Here is a 21,521-nt window from a genome sequence, read left to right as displayed (position 1 = left end):
TTCTCCAGGGATTAAATGCGGCGCCGGACCATCCTCTTGCCACCGCACGATGTATTACTATAATACAATCCTATTGTATTTGAACAAGACCAACACCTCGATCAGGAGGAGACAGACCATGGATTACGCCCCTTTCAGCGTGTACGCGATTCGCTACGCGCACCATTCCGGCCGGACTTCAGCCGACAACTATCTAGGCCCCGTGGATTTTCACGATGCAGAGTCCGATCTGGACTATTACGTCTGGGTGCTGCGCCGTGACGACGAGATCTACCTGGTCGACACCGGCTTTGGCGAAACAGCCGCACAGCAACGTGGACGCGAACTCTTCATGCGTCCGGCCCAAGGGCTAAAGCTGCTCGGCATAAATGCCGATCAAGTCCGCAACATCATCCTCACCCATCTGCACTACGACCACGCGGGGACACTGACCGACTTCCCCAACGCGACCTTTCACGTCCAAGACGCAGAGCCCACCTATGCCACCGGGCGCTGCATGTGCCATGGCGCACTGCGCCACCCCTACTACGTCGAGGACATCGTCGAGTACGTGCGGCGGCTCTATGCAGGCCGTGTGACCTTTCACCAAGGCAGCAGCGAACTCGCCCCTGGTTTATCCGTGCACCTGGTAGGCGGACACACTGCCGGCCTGCAGATCGTGCGCGTGTGGACCAAGCGCGGATGGGTCGTGCTGGCCTCGGATGCCACCCACCTATACGGAAACATCGGCAACAACGCCCCCTTTCCCATCGTCTTTAACGTAGGCGACATGCTCGAGGGCTATCGCATCGTGCGCAGCCTCGCGGATTCCGAAGACCACATCATTCCCGGACACGATCCGCAGGTCATGCAGCGCTACCCCGCGCCCTCGCCTGAGCTGGCAGGCCAGATCGCACAGCTCGACGTCATGCCGGCCAAGGCTGCCGGGGACGCCGCATGAGCCTGCCGCTGAAGGGCCGCCACGCACTCGTGACAGGCGCAGAGGCCGGCCTGGGATACGCCATTGCCGATCAATTGGCAGCCGCCGGCGCATCCGTCGTGATGCATAGCCTCGCAGCCAACGACCAAGCGCGCCAGGCCCGCGACACCATCGCAGACCGCCATGGCGCCCACGTCGAGCTCTTGCAAGCCGACCTGCGCGACGTAGACCAGATCGAGGCCATGGCAGCCCAGGCATTGGCACGATTTCCCCGCATCGACATCCTGGTCAACAACGCCGTGATCCGGCATTTCGAGCCGGCCCATCAACTGCCTCGTGACCACTGGGACGAAGGGTTGGCCGTCAATCTCTCTGCCCCCTTTCACCTGGCACGCCTCACCCTGCCCGGCATGCTCGCCCAGCAGTGGGGCCGCATCATCAATCTATCCTCGGTCTATGGCAGCGGCGCGGCGCCCAATCGTGTCGGCTACATCACCACCAAGACGGCACTGCTGGGCATGACCCGCGCCCTGGCCATCGAGACGGCCGGCAGCGGCATCACCTGCAACGCCGTCGCGCCCGGCACCGCCCCCACTCCAGCCATCGTCAGCAAGATCGCCGCCATCGCCAAACAGTCCGGCCAAAGCGTCGAGGACGCCGAGCGCGACTATCTCGCCGCACGCCAGCCCACCGGCCGTTTTGTGGCCCTGGAAAACGTGGCTGCCCTGATTTGTTTTCTCTGCGCTGATACCGGCAGCGATATCACCGGCGCGACGTTACCCATCGATGGCGGCTGGACAGCCGCCTGAACCCTTTCCCCCCTTTTGTACGAGTGACAGACATCATGACGACGGAAAAACATCTAGGCTTTGTCGGCATCGGCCGCATGGGCACCCCGATGGCAGAACGGCTGCTGAATGCCGGCTACACCCTGACCATCTACGACACCCAGCCCGAAGCCTTGCAGGCCCTGAAAGACAAAGGCGCGATCATCGCGGAGTCTCCCAAAGCCGTGGCCGATAGCGCCACCACCGTATTGGTATCGCTGCCCACCCCCGATATCGTCATTGTCGTGGCATTGGGCGAACAGGGCCTGGCGCGCGGCAAAGCCGTACGTACCGTGATCGATCTATCCACCAGCGGATCGGCGGCTGCACGTACCCTGGCCGATGGCCTGGCCGCAGCCAATATCCAGAGCATCGACTGCCCTGTCAGCGGCGGCGTCACAGGCGCCACACGCGGCACCCTGGCGCTCATGATCTCCGGTCCGCACGAGCGTTTCGAGCAGTTGCAGGACGTCTTCAACGTGCTGGGCAAGCCCGTTTACGTTGGTGAAAAACCTGGCATGGCCCAGACCATGAAGGTCATCAACAACCTCATCTCCGTGACCGCGCTGAGCATCACCTCCGAACTGATGGTGATGGGCGTCAAGGCCGGTCTGGATCCAGACGTCATGGTGCAAATCATCAACTCTGGTTCGGGCCGCACCAACGCTTCTGAGGACAAAATCCCACGATTTGTGCTGACGCGCAGCTTTGACTTCGGTTTTGCAATAGGCCTGTCCACCAAAGACGTACGCCTCTGCCTCGAAGAAAGCGAGCAACTCGGCGTACCCCTGCGAGTCGGCGACGCGGCGCGCAAACTGCTCAACGACGCACGCGACAAACTGGGCAGCGACGCAGACCTGACCGAAATCATTCGCTACGTCGAAGACAGCGCAGGCGTACAAGTCCGCGGCAAAGCGGCGACGGGCCAGGCATGAGCACAGCGACCGGCGTTGCCGTCATCACGGGAGGCGCCAGCGGTATCGGCGCCGCATGCGCACGACGCTTTGCCGCCCAGGGGCTCGCGGTAGCCATCCTGGACGTCACGCACGAGACTGGCGAAACACTCGCCGCCGAACTGCGCGGCCAGGGCGCCCGCTCCCGCTTTTATCCCTGCGACGTCGCCGACGCCGGTGTGGTGCAGTCCTGCGCCGATACCATCAGCGCGGACCTGGGTGAACCGACAGTACTGGTTACCTCCGCCGCGTTGATCCCCAACACTGAATCCGTGCTGGACATGGATCTGTCGGCGCACGACCGCATGTGGCGCGTGAACTACCACGGCACCGTACACGCATGCCGCAGTTTCGGCGTACGCATGCGTGCGCAGGGACATGGCAACATCGTGACCATCGGCTCCATCAACAGCCTGCATCCATTGCCCCTGCCCGCCTACAACCCAGGCAAGGCAGCGATCGCCCGCCTGACGCAAATCCTGGCACAAGAGCTCGGGCCGCACGGCGTACGCGTCAATAGCGTTGCCCCCACCTATGTCATGACACCTGCCCTGCAGGCCAGAATAGACGGCGGCCAGCGCGACCTGGCACAGATGATGTCCGTGCATGCATTAGCGGCATTACCCGTGCCAGACGACGTCGCCAACGCCGTCGCGTTTCTGTGCTCGGAACAGGCCAGCCTGATCACCGGCGTGCTCTTGCCAGTGGATGCCGGCTGGAACAGCGGTGTCAGCTATCGCACCTATGCTGGCGGCGTTCCTGCTACCAGCAGGCCATAAGCCATCACATTACAAGAACAACACAGGAGACTCCTCATGCGCAGCATTCTCAAGGCATTCGTGCCAACGCTGGCTATATGTTTCGCTGCACTCGGCGCTACCCACGCCGAGGCTGCCTACCCTGACCGCCCAGTCAGGGTCATCGTACCCTTCGCCGCCGGCGGTGGTGCAGACATCGTGGCGCGCCTGGTATTCAAAGGCGTCAGCGAGCAGCTGGGCCAGCCCTTCATCATCGACAACCGCGGCGGCGCCGGCGGCATCATCGGCACCGATGCCGTCGCCAAAGCCGCCCCCGACGGCTACACCCTGCTGCTGGGGCAAAGCGGCCCCAATGCGATCAACCCCTCGGTCTACAGCAAACTGCCCTATGACGCACGCCGGGATTTTGCGACCATCACGCAATTGACCAGCTATCCCTATGTCGTGGCGGTGAAGAAACAATTGCCCGTCAACAACTTGGCAGAACTGATCGAACTCGCCAAACGTGAGCCTCGTACGCTGACCCTGTCTACAGCAGGCCAAGGCAGCTCTGCACATCTGGCAGTCGAGCTCTTTATGCGTCAAGCTGACATTTCGCTGATTCCCGTGCCTTACAAAGGCGCAGGCCCTGCCCTGCTCGATGTCGTAGGCGGTGTCGTGGACATGACTTTCGGCGACGCCGCTTCGGCGTCGAAACAGGCGCAGGCGGGTAACGTAAAAGCCGTGGCAGTCACGGGCGCGCGCCGCTCGCCACTGCTGCCTGATGTGCCTACGGTGGCCGAGGCAGGCGTTCCCGGCTACGAGGCCTCTGCCTGGCATGGCGTACTGGCGCCACGCGGCACGCCCGAGCCAGTCATACAGACGCTGCAAGCCGCTATCGTCAAGGTCCTGGCCGATCCGGCATTAAAGGAACGGCTGGCTCAGGACGGCATCGAAACCGTGGGTAGTACACCAGAGGAATTCAATCGCTCGCTGCAAGCGGAGATTGAGAAATGGCTGAAGGTGGTGAAGGATGCGGGAATCAAGCTTGAGTAGCGGCGGCTGACGCGATGCGGTCTCGTCCGAGTCGGTCTTGACCTGCTCGGCGAGCCAACATAAATTCCATCCGCGTCCCCAACACAGTCAAGGCACGCGCCAACGCCACCAGCAAAGTGCCATCAGTCCTTGTGCACCAATTCCTGAATGGGAACGCTGCAATACAGCGGCTCCAGGCTGTACTTGGCGATTGGACCCGCACAATCAGTGCTGCCAGCGGCCACGATCAGTGCAATCGACACCAACGCAATAGCGAACAGGAGCGCTCCAATCGTCGACATCGCAGAAGCGATACGATGCCCCACTCTATCACGCAGCAAACGATGTGCCGGTTGCCCCTGATCGAGGGCCTCCTGGATCCGGCGTGCGCGTTTGTGGAACCAGGATTGGCGCATTTGCAAATTGGCAACGCAGCAAAACACCGGCAGCAGAAAGCCCGAAATCAACACACGGATACCCGTAGTGCCGATGATTTTCAGTTCGCCCAATGCAACCACCCCGGCGATACCGGCCAATGACAGCGTCGAGATCAGTTTTGCCAATTCCCGTTCCCACGCCACAGCATTTTCCTGAGCCTGGCTCCATAGCTCGAACTGACGCTGCCCCCAGCCCAGCGCAGGGTCGTCGGGCAGCGCCGGATCGCGCTCGTTGTCCTGTTGGACGTAAACGCTGAGCTTGCCCATGCCGTAGGCGATGATACCTACGAGGATTGCCGTTATTCCTATCGAGAGCGTCATACGGGCTTTCCTGGAAATCGTCTGCGAATCCGGCGAGAGACATGTGTCGGGCGGGAGCCGTCCGGCACTACGCCGTCCTTTCCATTGTCCACCAAAAGCCCATCCCTTGCAGGTAGGCAACGTGCCGACTCTGCGTGCCAACCAGGTTGGTGTCACACCCCCAAGGCCGCGCACGCTGCGGCATCCTGAGCGAACTCGATAGGGCGTCGCTTATGGGCCGCATTCCAGAAAGCGGTCAAATAAACACGTCTTCGATGCGTTCAGCATCCAATAGACGCAGCATCCACTTTTGCAACGATGCCTCGTCGGCCTCGTTGATACGAACTTGAGCCCAATCGGGCAGTGCACCAAATTTCGCCATGACGAGCGTGGTCAAAGATTTAGCAGTCCCTTGGCGCTGACCCTGCTCAAATCCTTGCTCCCGCCCCCGCTCCAACCCCTCTTTCAACCCCTCAGCGCGCGCCTGTTTCGATCTGACTCGCTCGATGCTCGTTACATAAGCCATTTTCTGTTCCTCTTCGATTGTCGTGATGGCAGCATCAAATTCCGGTTCCAGTTCCTCCGGCAGATACAACATCGCATCGATCACACGAAATAACGTCCGTCTATTATCGCGCGGCACCTTCCATTGCTCCAAATGCCGCACCAACTCAATCTTGCGTAACAGACGATCTCGAGCATGGCCATTTGCCGTTGCTTCGAGTTGCGCCAATACCACCACGGCAAAAAGATTATTTTCGGCCAACTCCCTCAACTCTGCCATACGCGAGCGCCACCATTCCAGACGAATGACCGGAAACGTGAAACGCAGCTCACAGCCGGCCTCATCGTAGGCGTAACACATCGCGCCCACGCCTGCCTGCAGACGATCCAGGCCGTGGCTGTTTCTGCCCGTCAATACTGCCATGTTCAGTAACCGGCTCTCGGGATAATTCGATTTCAATCGAACGTGATAGTCAAACATCCTGCGAGTGAATTCCGAGTCACATCGCGCTTGCACCTCTACATGGATCAACAGCCATGCCTCCTGGCCATCCAGCAATCGTACCGAAACCAGTTTATCCACGAGCAATCGGCCGCGCACCGTACCGCGGATCAACGCCTGCAATTCCTTATCCAGGAATTTCGGCATATGCGTCCAATCAATCCGCGCATGCACACAGGGGTGCAACATCCCCAAAAATTCCGGAAAGTACGCAGACAATGCGTCTTTCCACGCACTGTCGTAGTCTGCGCGTCGCGCCATATAGCAGGTCCATCAGGGCAATCAAATAAGCCCTCTACTATCGGCTTCAGTACAGATTCTCGAAAGATGCAGTGAATGCTTATGTCCATGCGTAGTTGCCGCAAACCTCCTTGGTGATTTGCACCGGATGATGCTACGAGCAGAGTCATACTCGCAACGCAGCGCACGCCGCGGCATACCTGCGGTTACGATCACTCCATCCATTAGGCAAGCCCCTGGCGTTCCTGCCATTGACTCGTATGGACAGACGCAAAAAATCGCCGCTATCGGCGATCTCGTTGCATCCATTGTTCAGCCACCACCAGCCACTGCCTCTGGCCGCGTCCACGGCGCGTTCCAGCCATTCAGGGTGGGTAATATAGTCAACGTCTAATCCGTCCGACACCGCACGATAGTTGGCGCGTCCGGTGATCTGGATCAGGCCGCGCCCGCGGTATCGGAATCCGTCACCGGGGTGAGTATTACCCAGCCCTGCCCGTCCCTCGTAGCGCCGTTGCGCCGCTGTGGGACCCCATATTTCCCGGGTGTAGGTGAAGCCGCATGATTCGTGGCCCAGGGTGGCGATATACATCGCGGCGCGGAGGGGTGAGATGATTCCGAACTCCATCATGGATTGTTCGACGGCGTGGTACCAGCGGGTGGCTCGATATGGGGGTAGTAAGGCAGCCTTTGCGAAATCGGATTTGCGCATGGGGATTGTGCGCACTGGTGGCGCTGGGGGTTGGCTTGAGGGTGTAGTGACGTAATTTAAAATTTCGTTCCAATACACCCTGAGCGCGCGAATGGTATTCGCCCTGTCCATAGCAGAGGAATGCGCCGAAATCGGGGAGCGTTACGCGTTGAATGGACGCTACTGCGGTGATGAAATCCGCACTCGATTTGCGGTTGGGCTAGTTTGAGTTGACATCGCTCAACGCAATCAAAGGTCTAATCTGACGCGTGATATCGCCGGCAAGTAGTCCGATTCTCAATGGAGAAGATATCCAACCATCGAAGACGCGATGAATTTTTATTACGGTTCGAGCCTCAAGAAGTCGATTTGATCCGACTTTTCGTGCTGTTGCGAGCCTCACTATCAAAGGATTGACTATGCGCCCACTGAGCACCTCAGAACTCTCTGCTGTGTATGGAGCAGAGCTTCAACAGTATTTCCAGCACCCGAGCGCCTCAGGATCGGACATGTACCTGGACTTTGTTAATGAGCCCAATGGGTCTTCCACCATTTTCCTACTGAGCAGCTCAGGACAGGCCGTCTGGAGTTACAACACAGGCGTGGGCCTAGCTTGCTTCATGACCACAACGGGTATCGGCATTACTGTCACCGGCCTGTCGGGAAACTCCTTGTTGGGATCAGCTGCGGCAGCTCTTGTTGGCGTCGGTTGTAAGGACCTGGGTAGCAAAGCGTCCCCCCGAATCGATAATCCTCGTGAGATATGCCCGTGAGCGACGTTCTCTCATTAGCGCATTCCGACATAGGAGAACATGTGAGCATCTATCGTGAACGGGTTATTGCCTACATTTTTGCGGCCGCACTTGCAATTGGGCTGGGCTTTTGGCCGAGCAGCTCCATCACTCAAACAGTCCAATCTGCAGTGTCATTGTGGATAGCTACCACTGCAGTGATGATAATTTGGGCGACAATGACAAGGGCGTTCCGCGATCCGATGAAAAACATCTTGGGGCTGCGTCTTTGGATCGTTAGCGCTATGCTCATCGCTCTAGGTTTGGCCCTAGTCTTTACCGCGATTCTCAATCAATCAATTCGACTCGGTACTTGGGGGGGACTCTGTATCCTATTTTCGCTGGACTGCATGCTGTCTGAACGAGAGAGTTTCAGGCGATACGAGACTCTAACCCAACAAAAACCGCCCGAAGCACACCGCTAACGCTGAATCCTCAAGCTCTGGCGCGAGTTCGAACGTACCCACCCTAAATTGCTCATGATCCAGGAGCAGGAAACGCCGCGTCTGCGGCGACTCGATCGTCAGCAAGATATCCGGCCCACGTTGCCGTGACAAACTTTTGAATCCCGTAGAGCTAGGTTGATCCCAAGCTTGAAACAAAAGCTGCAGATAAAGGATCAATACCGCATCGTCCGAACGGCGGTATAGCCGCAGCCCCCCCAACCCTGCCCGATAGCCGCCGGATTCCCACAGTAATACAGAGTGACGATTTCAAATGGCGCGCTATCTGTCAGTCCTATGTAACTAAGGAAGTCCACATTCAATCAGGTTTCGAGCGTCCCCGCCGACTTGAATACAGGTGCGATGAATGATACCTCTGCGTCAGTGACTGACGTTGACGCATTATTGGCGACCGTTACGTCGCTTCCTGCCGCGGCAAGAACACGCGTGTTCAGGATCCCGCCGCTGGCTCCTGCTCCTGCAATGGAAATATGGTTTCCGATGGATAAGGCCTGATTGTTCAATGTAAGCTGATTACTTCCTGAAGAAATCGACCCTGTCGTAGCCGCAAGCGCTCCCACAGTACCTGCCATAACGCAGACTTGCTCGATTACCCCACCGGCAGCCGGATTGGACGCACGCAGCCGGGCACCTCGCGGATACGTGGCATTCGCGAAACCAATAGTCGTAGCTTGGATAAATCCGGCCAACGTAATGTCGTTGTCGTTATCTCGACGTGCGATGTTCTCTTCTAATCGGGGCTCAAGAGCGAATCTGAGGCTATTGTCGGAGGCGACCCGGTTGATGCCTATTCCACTTGAAAAGACAGACTTGGATAGATAGTTGCGCGTAATACGTACGTTCCGCCCGAACCACCCGCCAACGCCAGCCTGGCTCGTTCCAAGCTCTATGTCCTGATTTACCGTGTCATTAAAGTGATTCCGTTCGATGATGACATCTTCGGCAGGGGATGATTTGGCGCAGCCCGATATGATGACGGCCTTCGGAAACCCGTTAAAAACATTGTCTGCAATCACCAGCCCGCGAATTTCTCTCGTTGCCTCAGAGAACGGATTGTACTGAGCGAAGCCCAGTTGAGCGTTTGGAACGTTGGCATTCGAAGTGAACACGTTGCCAGTAATGAGCGCATTTCGAATCACTTTTGAATGAAAGCCGACTGCGTACTCATAGATGTCGGAAAATGTATTGTCTTTGATAAGCATCGAATCAAATTGAGCGCTGACAGACACCCCGTTGGCCCCGGAACCGCGATTGCCAATAATCGTCACTCTCCCGGCGGTTGGACTCTCTGTGTACGTCATATCGTCAGGGGCCTGACCGACACCAATGACCGTGCCATACACTCGACCAACGGTATTCCCGATGATGGTTACGTTGTACCCACGTGAACCGATGCCGTGTACACAACCAACCCCGGTATTTCCTATGATCGTGATGTCGACGGCGAAATGTCCGCCAATCACGTTCTGACAGCGCACCGATGTATTGCCTTCAATGGTGATAGAACGCGTCGGCATCGTATACCCCACTCCGGCCTCCATCGCACTATCCATATCGCATGGACGGCGCATGTTGGTAGCCGTGTTGCCTCGGATGGAAACGGATTCACATCCTGACAGATTTATACCGGTAAACCACACCGTTCCCGCTGGGCGATCTCCCTCGAGCGTCAAATTCCATCCATGCATCTTGTTGTTGTGCCCTATGACGTTCAGGCAGTTGTTTGCTTGACCAAAAAATCGACTAAATCCCTCGCCATCGTTGTCGCAGACGGAGAATCTATCAACATAGTTTGCATAAAAAAAACGAACGCCATAGGCGTTCTGCGTTTGATGCTCGGGCGTGACGCCACTCCCTTTACCCTTCAATCCGACAATAGCACAATCGGTGATGCGTGTTACCTTCCTGATCCTTAAGGTTTCACCGTCTCCTATTACATACGTGTCTTTCAAGTACTCACTCAGAATCACCGTATTACCCGAGACTGATTGAATAACACTATGCTCGCCTTTCGGCTTGATAGCGTATCCTGACTGCCCGGCTATTCCACTGAAGTAGTTCGACGAGAGAATCTCAACTTGGTCGCCCGGTTGAAGAGCCGTGGCTACCGCCGTTGTCAACGTACGGCGACCTTCATTGAAAATGTTAGATAGAGCTGGAACAGCATTCACCTCAGACCATTCGCCGGGTGCAACTGGAGACTCAAACCGAAAAAAAGCTTTTTGGCTGGTGTTTGGAAATCGCGTAATGATTTTTCCGCCTGTGCCACGCACGGTAACCCCGCTGACATGGATCACTACCTCGTCGTCCAAGTGATAGAGGTATCCATTGCGGCCCGCAGGAATGATGATTTCGCCATACCCACCACGCTGATTGAAATAGTTTGCCGCGGCTTGGAAGGCAGCCCAGTTGACACTCTGTGTGAGCGACGTCACGTGGGGATATGCAGCCTGCAGATCCGCAAACGAGGCAAAGCGAGGCTCCGTGCCGCTCAGCCAAACGGATACAGGATCAAGAGCATTATTCGGACGCGCGCCAAAATCCAGAACGGAGATACACTCGTTGAGCTTGTCGGAAACCGTATTGCCGATAGCCCCCTGCCCTGATGACAAATACCCTACCAGGGCCGCGCCTTTTTCAGCGTCGGAAACGTTGGCAAGGTCACCTCGTAATGCATCGTCCACCATTTGATGCTCTCCTAATGTATCGTGACACTTTAGAAGTCGCGAAGCCCATTTAACAAGGCAAGACGACCTCGTCGGACAGTGATTCAATTCTTGCAGTAGTTTGCCCTAACTTCACTCCGCGGTATATAACCGTTCATGAAAGAAGCATGCGTGCATATGGGATCAGTTGCGACCCTTAACTGCCAAGTCCATCAGCTTCCCGGTAACAACAGCGTCACCGTAAAGTCACCTCAAGATCATTTTTTCAGCGCAATAATTAACCGCCACACCATAGCGGCCGTAAATTGGGAGATTGAAAAATGGCAGATGACAGTCTACGCAGTGATCTCGCAAACGCTAGTGACCCCACCAAGGGCGCAGCATTGGTGGGATATATTCCCCTACTCAACGGCTCGACCGGGCGTATGACCGCCGACAAACTCCTTGAACGAGTTAGTGTTCTTGATTTTGGAGCTATCGGTGATGGTGTTAGCCGTCCACTGTCAACCATATTCGCGACACTAGCACTTGCCCAGCAAGTCTATCCGCATGCCACCGCATTGAGTGATGAGCTAGATTGGGCGGCATTCCAGGCTGCCTTGAATCTGGGCAAGACAAAGGGAGGCCTGACTATATATTGCCCAGGCACAGACTCGATCTACGTATTCGGCGAAAATGTATTGTCATTTGGCTCTAATGCGAAAGGCATTCGCTTCATCGGAGATGGTGGCGTTCTACGATTTCGTAGATACGGCGGAACTGCCAATTTAATCAACGGTGCCAATCCCCACGACGTAGAACTTCGCAACTTCAGGATTGAGGGCGGACAGCTTGGGTTAACAGGCAATGCTGCCGCGACAGATGGGCAGGGTATCTCATTCGCAAGTCCTAAAAACTGTATTGCCGATAGACTATTTTTTACAGACACAAGGGGGTTTGCTCTCCTCTGGTACAACAATAACCGAGACTCCGCTACAGATTGCAGCAATAACCTCATCATCGATTGCGGCACCGATGGAGCAGGAGTTGCTAGCTCATCGTTCTTGTTTGCGAACCTCTCCGACTCCATGATGATTCGGCCGACAGCAAAGAACAACACCGGGACCTCTGACGACACTGCCTATACGTTCGACCTGAAAAACAATTGCATCAATTGCTCCATCCTTGATTTCATCGCCACAAATTGCCGAATTGCCGTTGTGCTATCAGACGATAGCAGTAGTGGTTTTGGTATTGGCGCCAAGAACTCCAGAATTACGGGAACGGCGTATAACTGCGGTGCGGCCATGAGCACGAACAAGGCCAGTGGGACTTATGCGTCCGTCACTATGGTTGGGTGCGGCTCTGGGACAAGCGGTGCGCTGGCAATTGCGGGGTTCAACACACGGTGTACATATGACTTGGTAATTCACGACACACCAGCTGATGCCAATGCCATTTATAGCGGCTCTCCAGATCAACAATTCAACATCTCCCGCTACGACAACAGCGGTTTGTGGCTGTTCTCTAACAATGGATCTGCGGCTCGTAACGAGATAAACATTATGGGCGGGCCAAATAGAACATCCGGCCTTGCCAATATTCAGGCTCGAATAAACTCCATCAACGAAGCGACATTCCCGCGTGTCCTAGATATGCGCGACTTGCCGAACCCTGTTTGGAACGCTGCCAATACCCGGTGGGATTCGACACTCTGCTTCCCTATGCCTGGGGGAAGCAGGACTGCCAATGCCTTAACTATGCGGTCAACCGGAGATATCACTCTTCAATCTCAAGCCAACGTTAAGCTTTTATACTCCTCCTCCAGCGAAACATGGCGCATTCCCAATGGAGTGCCTGAGTATGCCGATGATGCCGCTGCCAGTGCAGGCGGATTAGCAATTGGCAGTCTGTACCGGACAGATAGCATTATCAAAATTCGCGTGACCTAGCCGAATATTATTAGGGAGGAATGTCGACTATCCTCCTCCACGTGCAATGCGCGTCAACTGCAACGTCAACTGCAGCGGCAGCACCTCACAATCTGCGTAATTACTGACTATCCAATCCACGACACACCAAAACTGGGAGGTCTCTATGGCCGACGACGAGTTGCGAAGTGATCTTGCTAACGCTACTGACCTGACGAAGGGCGCGACATTAGTGTCGTATAACGGGTACCAGACCGTCAGAGAACACCTGAGTGATGTAGTCACGTTCGAACAGTTCGGTGCAGGCAGTTCCACCACTGACAACGCTCCACTCGAACGCCTGATTACCTACCTAAATAGCCGCAGCTCTGGATGTGTCGTCCGTTTTGATGGCTACTACCGATTCACGCAACCCTGCCCCGTAATCCTCACGCGCGACAACGTCATGTTATGTGGCCGGGGAACGCTGGATTGCTCGGGTATGCCTATGACCGATGGGACTTTCCTGCTCTGGGCCGAAGGCCCGGGCTTTACGGGGGCAGCCACCACACTCACCGAGAACTGGGATGACAGTACAACGTACAACCCAGACGGCTCCGACATCGCTATCACGGTGGCGTCCACGACAGGCTTTAACGCAGGAGACCACGTAACTATTACCAGCGACGAATACTGGGGTGGTAGCGCTGGCCAAGGTTTTCGCTCAGTGGGTCGAGGCCGTTTGCGTCGCGTTCTCAAGATCATCGACAGTACGCATATGGCACTCGACGAAAGTTCCAACTACGACGTGTTTGACGCAATCTCGTACACCGTTAATGTCCGTGCACTTCGAATGCTCGAGGCGCTATCTATTTGTGATCTAACCATCATCGGCCCCAAAGAGAACATCGACTTCGAACCCGATTCAATAGCTGGTCCCGGTTTTCTATTCGGAAGATACTTACACGGATACCGCGAATCTGGTCTTAATATTAGAGCCTTCCAGACCAGCGGAACCGAGCTACACTTCGCCGATAGCGTGACTCTGCAAAATAACGTCTATCGATCTGTCTGGGCAGGCAATCGAATATTCAGCGTTCGTCACGCGGCATACATCAACGGGGACTTCGCCTTTGGGCGTCGCATGCAGGACTGGGACTGCTCGTATCGCCCTTGGGGTACGGACAACCGCGAAGAAGTGCAAACCGAACATATCCAGATCCTCGGTGGCATAAGCAGAAATGCCAATACCGCCTTTGGTGGACACATGGCACATGGCGTCACCGCGATCGGCTGCATTGCCAGAAACACGCGTACGGGCTTGCACAATCGAGGTAAGAACACACGCCTTGTAGGCTGCGACTTCCAAGTACAAGAAGTTGGTGTGGTCCTTGGCCTAGGCTCATCCGGCCTTGAAGACGTAGGCACGTGGAAATATCCAATCAACGCCGGATATTGCATCATTGATGCCACCACACGGCTAATCGCCGGCAGTCGTGGAGTTCATGCCACCACTAGTTGGGATCGCTTTCAGTGCGACGCGTATATCGAATCCCGCAACGCATTGTCCGCATTCGGCCAGTATTTATCCAATGTAAAGATCACCGCGAATTTCAAGGGCACAGATCCTACCGCAACATATGGTGGCTACTGCTTTGGCTTGGGTAATACTCCCCCAATAGAGGCTAGCAACATCCTCATCCAAGGCGGAACCATAGAGGGTACAAATCGGGCCATTTGGCACCTGGGTGTTCAACCGGGCGGAATCATCTCGAATGTTCGCGTTGACGGTGTAACGTTCAAGGACGTCAATACATACTACGTCAGGGGCGAAGGAACATTATTCGACGAGTCGTGCTGCGTGACTAACTGCGTGCATGTTGGCGAAGAGACCGCGACTAAAGTGAGCGGACTGCACAGCGATCCACAACGGGCGGTATTCTGGGAGTCGAACAACACCTGGAGTCCGAGCGTAACGCGCGGCAATCTGGACGGACAATTGGTTGTTTACATCAAAGGCGAGATGGGGATGATAAATCTCAACCCTACGACTAACGCGAACATTACTTCGCTATCGTCTGGCAGACGCTCTCAGACTATTGTTCTGAGAAACGATGGGCCGGGAACACTCACTGTGGCGAACAACCCACCGACAATTCGTTTAAACGGAGCGTATAACAATGCAGCTCCGGGCTCCACGCTCACCCTGATATCCGTAAGTAGCACGGGCAGCCAGTGGGCGGAACTGTCTCGGATGATCGTAACTTAACCACCATAGTGCAACCACCTCAAACTGGGAGACTTAAATGGCAGATGATGCACTGCGCGGCGATCTTGCTAACGCTACCGATCCGACGAAGGGTGCTGCATTAGTTGGATATTACGGAGGCACCGGGTCGTCGCCCGATGACACCGTGTTTGCCCAATTGGGCAGTACTCCCTTAAGAATCGAGGCCTTCGGTGCAGTAGGTGACGGCGTTACGGACGATACTGCCGCGTTTCAAGCTGCCTATGCTGCCCTGGCTACGGCCCCTCGCCCCTTATGGCTTGAGCAGAGTAGAAACTACCTCATTACGCAACAGCTTGTCCCGTTACCTCCGAGTGTGACCCTCTACGGTAACGGTTCGACCATTACTTACGCACGGTCCGACGCGAGCAAAAACACCCAATTCAGTTTCGGCGACTACACGCGTGTGCTCAACCTGACCCTCCACGTTCCTAGCGGATTTGTCATTCGACGATTTGCGACATTCGGCGAGGGGGCCTCAGCCGATGGGCTCACTATCTCCAGTGCAGATCAACAGCCTCTCGGCGAGAAGAACCAAGACGCGTGCATATGGGCATTCCGCAATAACGTCCGCTTGCGCAACTTGCAGATCCATAACTGGGACCTTCCTATCAGGCTTTACCACCCTGATTTCATCCCGGACAATGTGGAGATTGAAGGATTCAAGATTACGTCGTATGGGAAGGGCATCATCTTTTCGAGTGTGACCAATTCACGCATCCATTCTGGTTCGCTTGTTGGTAAATCGCCTAACGCTGAGACAAACCCAGGCTACAACGCCATTGGTGGAGCCCCCGGCAACGGGTGCAGTATTTCGGATATCTACATTAACGAATCTGGTGAACATGGGATCTATTTCTCAAATCCCGCTGCGCAACCTCGCGGGCTCAGGATCAGCAACATCACGTTGGAGAATACTGGTCAATGTGGGATAAAGGTCCGCGGATACCACGCATTGAGTATCAACGGCATCGTCGTCAATGATTGCGCGACCGGCAACCTTACGGGTTCAAACGAGGATGGCCTGCGGCTAGAGCAATGCGTGGATGTGCTCGTTTCGGGCTATCGCGTTATGAAAACCCTGAAGGCACAATCATGCAACGTCGGCGCAGTAATAGCCGGATCCACGAATGTCTACATCAATGGTTTTTACGTTGACACTCCTGCAGTGAATGGAACGGAAATTGCGACTCAACTCGTCGTCGACAAGGAAACCGGAATCTCGACGCCCGTCCCTTGCCACGACATCTACTTCAACGGATTCACCGTCCGGAACTCGGTTGGCGCCTGCATCAACGTCCGCGACAGCGCGGATATCGGCATAGGAAACATCCACGTCTCCGGTTCGGACATCGACTCCCCCGCCAGCAACATCATTACCGTAGACGTCCCCTCTCCTCTTACCGGGCCTATCTCGGTCAATGGAGTAGCCAGAACCAACAATACCTACGTCAACAACATAAACAACACTCCTGGCGTCAATGTAAGCCTGCTGGCAAAAGACGCGACACAGAATCTTGGGCTAGTGAATCGCATGGCGGTTCTCGATCTGAACAATTTTGTGCCAGGTAATGGCGGAGGGTCCCTAGGAACCTTGGCGCTGCGTTGCGCCGGCACGACCGGCCAAGGCAACTATGGAGGGTCGATTTCATTTCGAGGTATCGGCGTGGAGCGCCGTAAAGCCGCGATCGCCTCAGTACAGAATGGCGCCAACGCCAGCCAGACTGGTATCGCTTTTCTGGCAACAGATTCGTCGACCATCGCAACAGACGAAGTATTTGAAATCGCTCGTATAACCGGGGGAGGCTTTCGCCCTGGCGTGGACAACAGCCGCCAACTGGGATCCGCGACTTACCGCTGGTCTGAGGTATACGCGGCAACAGGTGCGATCAATACATCAGATGCGCGGTTAAAGACGGAGGTGGCCCCGCTCTCCTCCGCAGAAATCACATGCGCACAAGCGCTGGCTCGCGAAATCGGGTGGTATCAATGGCTCCAACAAGTTGCTGACAAGGGGTCCGCCGCCCGCCGTCATTTCGGCATGACAGTTCAACGCGCGATTGAGGTGTTTAAATCCCACGACCTAGATCCATTTGCCTATGGAGCGATCTGCTATGACGAGTATGAGGCTGAGCCTGAGGTGAGGTATGCCGATGACGAGACCGGGAAAGATATCGTCGTACGCCCTGCTCGGCCGGTTGGTGATGTCTATTCATTCCGTTGGGATGAGCTTGGTGCATTCATCATGCGGGGCATCGTGGCAGCTCAGGATGCATTGGAGTCGCGCGTAGCAGCGTTGGAGACAAAATAAAATTATGCGGGGCCCATGAAAAGCCCCGTTTTTCGCCTGAACGCGTACACTGTAAGTACAAAAAGACTCATGTGGAGCACCGAAGCTGCGCTCCTCGTAGAGCACGCCGTAGATTCCTTGTGAGGACACGACGATGGACCAGAACGATGACAAAACGCGGGATTCCGATCAATTGGGCCTAAGCGCCGATGAGCTGGCGGCTTTCGCGGAAGCTGCCGGGATTGAGGAAATTGAACCCACAGCCTTGATGGCATTCGCCCTGTCGATAGCAGAAGAATGCGCCGAAATCGGAGACCGCTACTCGTTGAACGGGCGCAATTGCGGTGATGAAATCCGGACTCGATTTGGATTGGGTTAACTGTGCTAAACCACCAGCAGGCCGACCACAAGGGCTTTACCCCGGGCTAAAGTGGGGCTTATTGTCTGATGGCCGCGCTCTTCGGGAGCCTCCTTCCCAGAACCTGGACTTTGGGACCGATCTATGAGCATCACCCGTGTCACCGCTGAGCGGCTGATTGCGAGTTGCCTGAAATCCGAGATTGGAGAAGAGCCCTTCCTTACCGAATGGCGGAAACAAAGGGAGCCGATCATTTATCCGAATAGGGATTGAAATGCTGGGTATCATTCCGGCATGGCAACCTACCCCATCCCTGAATGCCTAGAGGACACCCATGACGGCGATGAGTGGGCCGTCGCTGCCATCCTATGTGGGCGTGCGGTCGCGCTTCGCTATATCTCGGACATTGTGCCAGACATGAAATTGACCGAATTGGCAATCAACCGTTGGCTGGATGGCAACCCGATCGAGTTGCGCGAGCTTCAGGCGCTGGGTCCGGTGAGCATCGGAATCGTTACCATAGATGGTTTCGAGGGACGGTGGAAGTTAGCCGAATCCTAACCTAGTGGAGGCTACCGGAGGATACTGACGGATAGGCATGCCGCAGTCATTCCTGTGTATGGCGGCATCCTGCGCCAAAACGCGATCCAAAGTCCTTCGAGCTCCTCTCAGCAAAGTTCCTTGATAGATTTCACGCTGCCTTTGAGGCCGGTTCGATAAACAAGCCTTCGGCGCGCGCCGCAATTCGTTTGTGAATAACGGCGATTTCATCGGCTTCTCTCAGCACCTTAAACCCCGGTCTGCGCGCCCTGCGGCGTTGCATGTCTTTCGGGCGGAGAGTAGTAACATCCACATTTTGGAAGAAACTGCGATTCCCGCCGTCCGCCCAAGATTCAGACAAGACCCCGTGAGCAAGGATCACATCAAACTGATCCAGCTCTACATGGTAGTAACTAAAATCAATTACGTTAGTTTCCTGAAAAATCGATTTACCGTTAACTAAGTCCTTTGCGCGAATCAGCACCTCATCGATATATAAGTGGTGCCAGGGAGAAACACGCAAGTCCTGGCTAGGCAGATTAGCCCCTAGAGCCCCTGTCAAAATCCGTATTGGTAGTGACTCCGCTCGCTGTTCATGAGTGCGTAATACGGCGCCCTGATAGTGGCGCCAGCCTATCCACTTAACCGTCCGCAAGCCCGTGAGACTCATTACTTTGTCGCCAACGGCCAAAGACTCAACGGCAACTGGGCCACTATCTGTCTCAATCAACGTTCCATTGACGAAGCAGGGAGGACTGCCCAGAAATGGATCCGTATTGTATGGAACCGTCTGGCCGACGGCATATTGATCGGCGGAACTGGTGGTGACCATTGTATACAAGGTGTCACCCTCCTCGGAAGGATAGGTAAGGATCATTCCCTCGTTAACGAAACCTACGACCGTCCAAGATTCAAATTCGTTGCCGACCACTCCCCACATCCGGACGCGCTCCCCCGCGATAAAGAACTGCTCATTTTCGCTTTGAAGATAATTGTAGCGGTCGATGGTGAACTGGTGCTCGACGGTAAATTGCCCATCTTCACCAATGCTCAATGCGTGCCCTTTAGAAGCGGTAAATCGGATCATTATCAACTCCGGTACGGTTGGTTGACGTCAAAATTTTCTCTTTGTACCAAATTTTTTTAATATTCGACTTGTTTATTTGTTACACGTTCGACGTGTGCCCGTCCGCTCCCAACCGCACTTGCCAGCGTGGGACTCGAACCCACCACCGAACAGCGTTCTATTTCTGTCGTATAGCTGTAAGCGGCCGGTAAAACCATGTTGACGAACCATATGAGTAAGCGCTCGGGGAACACACCTTGAGGTAGGCCGACGATCGTAAGACCATCAGGCCCTCTTGAATCAAATTCGGTGCAACGGCGCCGGCGATATGATCCCCCCATTCAAAGCTGGACTCGTTGCTTACTGTTAGCAGCGTCGCATCTCCGTGACCTCGGTTGCTCGGGATCACGGCGTCAACGCTAATCTTGTTCGCCGCTGACTCCAGAAACACGAGCGTTATGGTCATCTCGATGTCAGCGCAACATCGACGACGATCCACCGTGATGCCGCGACGCAATTCATTGCCGTGCCGAGCGCGGTGAGTCCGAAGTCCTTCGAGCTCTCAGCAAAGTTTTCTTGATAGATTTCATGCTGCCTTTGAGGCCAGCTCGATAAACAAGCCTTCGGCGCGCGCCGCAATTCGTTTGTGAATGACGGCGATTTCATCGGCTTCTCTCAGCACCTTAAACCCCGGTCTGCGCGCCCTGCGGCGTTGCATGTCTTTGGGACGCAGAGTAGTGACATCCACATTTTGGAAGAAACTGCGATTCCCGCCGTCCGCCCAAGATTCAGATAAGACCCCGTGAGCAAGGATCACATCAAACCGATCCAGCTCTACATGGTAGTAACTAAAATCAATTACGTTAGTTTCCTGAAAAATCGATTTACCGTTAACTAAGTCCTTTGCGCGAATCAGCACCTCATCGATATATAAGTGGTGCCAGGGAGAAACACGCAAGTCCTGGCTAGGCAGATTAGCCCCTAGAGCCCCTGTCAAAATCCGTATTGGTAGTGACTCCGCTCGCTGTTCATGAGTGCGTAATACGGCGCCCTGATAGTGGCGCCAGCCTATCCACTTAACCGTCCGCAAGCCCGTGAGACTCATTACTTTGTCGCCAACGGCCAAAGACTCAACGGCAACTGGGCCACTATCTGTCTCAATCAACGTTCCATTGACGAAGCAGGGAGGACTGCCCAGAAATGGATCCGTATTGTACGGGAACGCTTGGCCGACAACGTAGTCATCGACGGAATTGGTCGTCAACAACATATGGCCGCGCCAACCAGCGTCGTCAACAAAGTAAACAATTACGCCCTCGTTGACGAAACCTGTGATCGTGCCATTTGTAAATTCGCCGCCGTCGAATCCCCACATCCGGACGCGCTCGCCCGCTATAAAGAATTGCTCATTCTCGCTTTGGAGATAATTGTTGCTGTCGGGGGTGAAAGCGTGGATGACAGTGTATTGGCCATCTTCCCCAGGCTCCACTGTATAACCTTTCGAAGCTACAAATCGGATCATGGTCAACTCCAGAATAGTCTGACGACGTCAAAAGTTTTCTAGTTGTACCAAAATTCCATAAGTTTCTTCCCATTTATTTTGTTACAAGCTCCATATGTACCCTTCAGCTCCAACGTACTTGCCAGCGTGAGATTCGAACCCATCAGCGGACTGTGTTCTATTTCTGTCGTATCGCTCGACTATACCCTTGCGATCCGTGCTTACGAACAGCGAATCAAGCCAGTTAACGTTGGGAGAGCCAACTGGGTTTTGCGTCTCGTTGCGCGCCGGAAAACGCGCGGCTGCTATGCATTATGAGCGTGATCCAAGCCGCCAAACTCAATGCTTAAATCCGTGCGACTGCCTGCGCGACATTCTGCAGCGTCTGCCCCCGCATCTGAATAGCCGGATTGACCTGCAGCTTTTGGGGTGCAGTTCAAAATGATGGACACGTATGGTTAGCGTCCGGGCAACCCATCTTGATACGTTAGGGCGTATCGATGAGCATAAGTCTCCATTTATAT

General features: G+C 55.1%; 16 protein-coding genes. 10 read left to right on the top strand and 6 right to left on the bottom strand.

The genetic code is table 11. The features are described 5' to 3' along the window. Positions 1–118: 118 nt before the first annotated feature. The 5 genes from ACYVI2_RS22565 to ACYVI2_RS22545 are packed head-to-tail and all read left to right on the top strand — an operon-like array spanning position 119 to position 4,492. Positions 119–940, top strand: coding sequence for an N-acyl homoserine lactonase family protein (locus ACYVI2_RS22565; RefSeq protein ID WP_415821194.1), 822 nt, complete (start codon positions 119–121; stop codon positions 938–940). Further along, the gene (locus tag ACYVI2_RS22560; protein ID WP_415821195.1) at positions 937–1,728 is read left to right on the top strand and encodes an SDR family oxidoreductase; all 792 of its coding nucleotides are present in this window, start codon (positions 937–939) and stop codon (positions 1,726–1,728) included. The genes ACYVI2_RS22565 and ACYVI2_RS22560 overlap by 4 nt, the downstream gene beginning before the upstream one ends. A 35-nt stretch (positions 1,729–1,763) precedes the next feature. Further along, positions 1,764–2,681 carry an NAD(P)-dependent oxidoreductase gene (locus ACYVI2_RS22555; RefSeq protein ID WP_415821196.1) on the top strand — a complete coding sequence of 306 codons (918 nt, stop codon included), beginning with the start codon at positions 1,764–1,766 and terminating at the stop codon, positions 2,679–2,681. Then, positions 2,678–3,478 carry an SDR family NAD(P)-dependent oxidoreductase gene (locus ACYVI2_RS22550; protein WP_415821197.1) on the top strand — a complete coding sequence of 267 codons (801 nt, stop codon included), beginning with the start codon at positions 2,678–2,680 and terminating at the stop codon, positions 3,476–3,478. The genes ACYVI2_RS22555 and ACYVI2_RS22550 overlap by 4 nt, the downstream gene beginning before the upstream one ends. Before the next feature lie 36 nt (positions 3,479–3,514). Next, the gene (locus tag ACYVI2_RS22545) at positions 3,515–4,492 is read left to right on the top strand and encodes a Bug family tripartite tricarboxylate transporter substrate binding protein (protein WP_415821198.1); all 978 of its coding nucleotides are present in this window, start codon (positions 3,515–3,517) and stop codon (positions 4,490–4,492) included. 122 nt (positions 4,493–4,614) lie between these two features. On the opposite strand, the gene ACYVI2_RS22540 is transcribed toward ACYVI2_RS22545, so the two are convergent. The 4 genes from ACYVI2_RS22540 to ACYVI2_RS22525 all read right to left on the bottom strand — a co-directional run bounded on the left by ACYVI2_RS22540 (position 4,615) and on the right by ACYVI2_RS22525 (position 11,087). Next, positions 4,615–5,229: a hypothetical protein gene (locus ACYVI2_RS22540; protein ID WP_415821199.1), complete on the bottom strand. Its 615-nt coding sequence runs from the start codon at positions 5,227–5,229 to the stop codon at positions 4,615–4,617. A gap of 235 nt (positions 5,230–5,464) precedes the next feature. Then, the gene (locus ACYVI2_RS22535) at positions 5,465–6,475 is read right to left on the bottom strand and encodes an Rpn family recombination-promoting nuclease/putative transposase (RefSeq protein ID WP_415821200.1); all 1,011 of its coding nucleotides are present in this window, start codon (positions 6,473–6,475) and stop codon (positions 5,465–5,467) included. Between the two features lie 145 nt (positions 6,476–6,620). After that, positions 6,621–7,166 (bottom strand): glycoside hydrolase family 19 protein, encoded by a 546-nt coding sequence (locus tag ACYVI2_RS22530; RefSeq protein ID WP_415821201.1) that lies wholly within the window; start codon positions 7,164–7,166, stop codon positions 6,621–6,623. A gap of 1,536 nt (positions 7,167–8,702) precedes the next feature. After that, positions 8,703–11,087, bottom strand: a complete 2,385-nt coding sequence (locus tag ACYVI2_RS22525) for a right-handed parallel beta-helix repeat-containing protein (RefSeq protein WP_415821202.1) — start codon at positions 11,085–11,087, stop codon at positions 8,703–8,705. Between the two features lie 299 nt (positions 11,088–11,386). Here ACYVI2_RS22525 and ACYVI2_RS22520 point away from each other — a divergent pair, with 299 nt between their 5' ends. The 5 genes from ACYVI2_RS22520 to ACYVI2_RS22500 all read left to right on the top strand — a co-directional run bounded on the left by ACYVI2_RS22520 (position 11,387) and on the right by ACYVI2_RS22500 (position 18,451). Beyond that, the gene (locus ACYVI2_RS22520) at positions 11,387–12,997 is read left to right on the top strand and encodes a hypothetical protein (protein WP_415821203.1); all 1,611 of its coding nucleotides are present in this window, start codon (positions 11,387–11,389) and stop codon (positions 12,995–12,997) included. Positions 12,998–13,142: 145 nt separating this feature from the next. After that, entirely contained in the window at positions 13,143–15,224 is a 2,082-nt protein-coding gene (locus tag ACYVI2_RS22515; RefSeq protein WP_415821204.1) for a hypothetical protein, read from the top strand. A gap of 37 nt (positions 15,225–15,261) precedes the next feature. Then, positions 15,262–17,553: a tail fiber domain-containing protein gene (locus ACYVI2_RS22510; protein WP_415821205.1), complete on the top strand. Its 2,292-nt coding sequence runs from the start codon at positions 15,262–15,264 to the stop codon at positions 17,551–17,553. A 133-nt stretch (positions 17,554–17,686) separates the two neighbouring features. Beyond that, a complete protein-coding gene (locus tag ACYVI2_RS22505) occupies positions 17,687–17,911 on the top strand; it encodes a hypothetical protein (RefSeq protein WP_415821206.1) in 225 nt (74 codons plus the stop codon). Positions 17,912–18,184: 273 nt separating this feature from the next. Then, on the top strand, positions 18,185–18,451 hold the full coding sequence (locus tag ACYVI2_RS22500; RefSeq protein WP_415821207.1) for a hypothetical protein: 267 nt from the start codon (positions 18,185–18,187) through the stop codon (positions 18,449–18,451). A gap of 130 nt (positions 18,452–18,581) precedes the next feature. On the opposite strand, the gene ACYVI2_RS22495 is transcribed toward ACYVI2_RS22500, so the two are convergent. Next, positions 18,582–19,517, bottom strand: a complete 936-nt coding sequence (locus tag ACYVI2_RS22495; protein WP_415821208.1) for a Hint domain-containing protein — start codon at positions 19,515–19,517, stop codon at positions 18,582–18,584. Between the two features lie 565 nt (positions 19,518–20,082). Continuing rightward, the gene (locus tag ACYVI2_RS22490) at positions 20,083–21,018 is read right to left on the bottom strand and encodes a Hint domain-containing protein (protein ID WP_415821209.1); all 936 of its coding nucleotides are present in this window, start codon (positions 21,016–21,018) and stop codon (positions 20,083–20,085) included. Between the last annotated feature and the right edge of the window lie 503 nt (positions 21,019–21,521).

Source organism: Bordetella tumbae (genome assembly GCF_054780995.1).
The sequence above is the reverse complement of the archived record's forward strand: the minus strand, read 5'-3'. Positions and strand labels throughout refer to the sequence as shown.

Excerpts from the sequence above, each read along its gene's own strand:
- ACYVI2_RS22565 (WP_415821194.1), top strand. The coding sequence starts at position 119 with ATGGATTACGCCCCTTTCAGCGTGTACGCGATTCGCTACGCGCACCAT.
- ACYVI2_RS22560 (WP_415821195.1), top strand. The coding sequence starts at position 937 with ATGAGCCTGCCGCTGAAGGGCCGCCACGCACTCGTGACAGGCGCAGAG.
- ACYVI2_RS22555 (WP_415821196.1), top strand. The coding sequence starts at position 1,764 with ATGACGACGGAAAAACATCTAGGCTTTGTCGGCATCGGCCGCATGGGC.
- ACYVI2_RS22550 (WP_415821197.1), top strand. The coding sequence starts at position 2,678 with ATGAGCACAGCGACCGGCGTTGCCGTCATCACGGGAGGCGCCAGCGGT.
- ACYVI2_RS22545 (WP_415821198.1), top strand. The coding sequence starts at position 3,515 with ATGCGCAGCATTCTCAAGGCATTCGTGCCAACGCTGGCTATATGTTTC.
- ACYVI2_RS22540 (WP_415821199.1), bottom strand. The coding sequence starts at position 5,229 with ATGACGCTCTCGATAGGAATAACGGCAATCCTCGTAGGTATCATCGCC.
- ACYVI2_RS22535 (WP_415821200.1), bottom strand. The coding sequence starts at position 6,475 with ATGGCGCGACGCGCAGACTACGACAGTGCGTGGAAAGACGCATTGTCT.
- ACYVI2_RS22530 (WP_415821201.1), bottom strand. The coding sequence starts at position 7,166 with ATGCGCAAATCCGATTTCGCAAAGGCTGCCTTACTACCCCCATATCGA.
- ACYVI2_RS22525 (WP_415821202.1), bottom strand. The coding sequence starts at position 11,087 with ATGGTGGACGATGCATTACGAGGTGACCTTGCCAACGTTTCCGACGCT.
- ACYVI2_RS22520 (WP_415821203.1), top strand. The coding sequence starts at position 11,387 with ATGGCAGATGACAGTCTACGCAGTGATCTCGCAAACGCTAGTGACCCC.
- ACYVI2_RS22515 (WP_415821204.1), top strand. The coding sequence starts at position 13,143 with ATGGCCGACGACGAGTTGCGAAGTGATCTTGCTAACGCTACTGACCTG.
- ACYVI2_RS22510 (WP_415821205.1), top strand. The coding sequence starts at position 15,262 with ATGGCAGATGATGCACTGCGCGGCGATCTTGCTAACGCTACCGATCCG.
- ACYVI2_RS22505 (WP_415821206.1), top strand. The coding sequence starts at position 17,687 with ATGGACCAGAACGATGACAAAACGCGGGATTCCGATCAATTGGGCCTA.
- ACYVI2_RS22500 (WP_415821207.1), top strand. The coding sequence starts at position 18,185 with ATGGCAACCTACCCCATCCCTGAATGCCTAGAGGACACCCATGACGGC.
- ACYVI2_RS22495 (WP_415821208.1), bottom strand. The coding sequence starts at position 19,517 with ATGATCCGATTTACCGCTTCTAAAGGGCACGCATTGAGCATTGGTGAA.
- ACYVI2_RS22490 (WP_415821209.1), bottom strand. The coding sequence starts at position 21,018 with ATGATCCGATTTGTAGCTTCGAAAGGTTATACAGTGGAGCCTGGGGAA.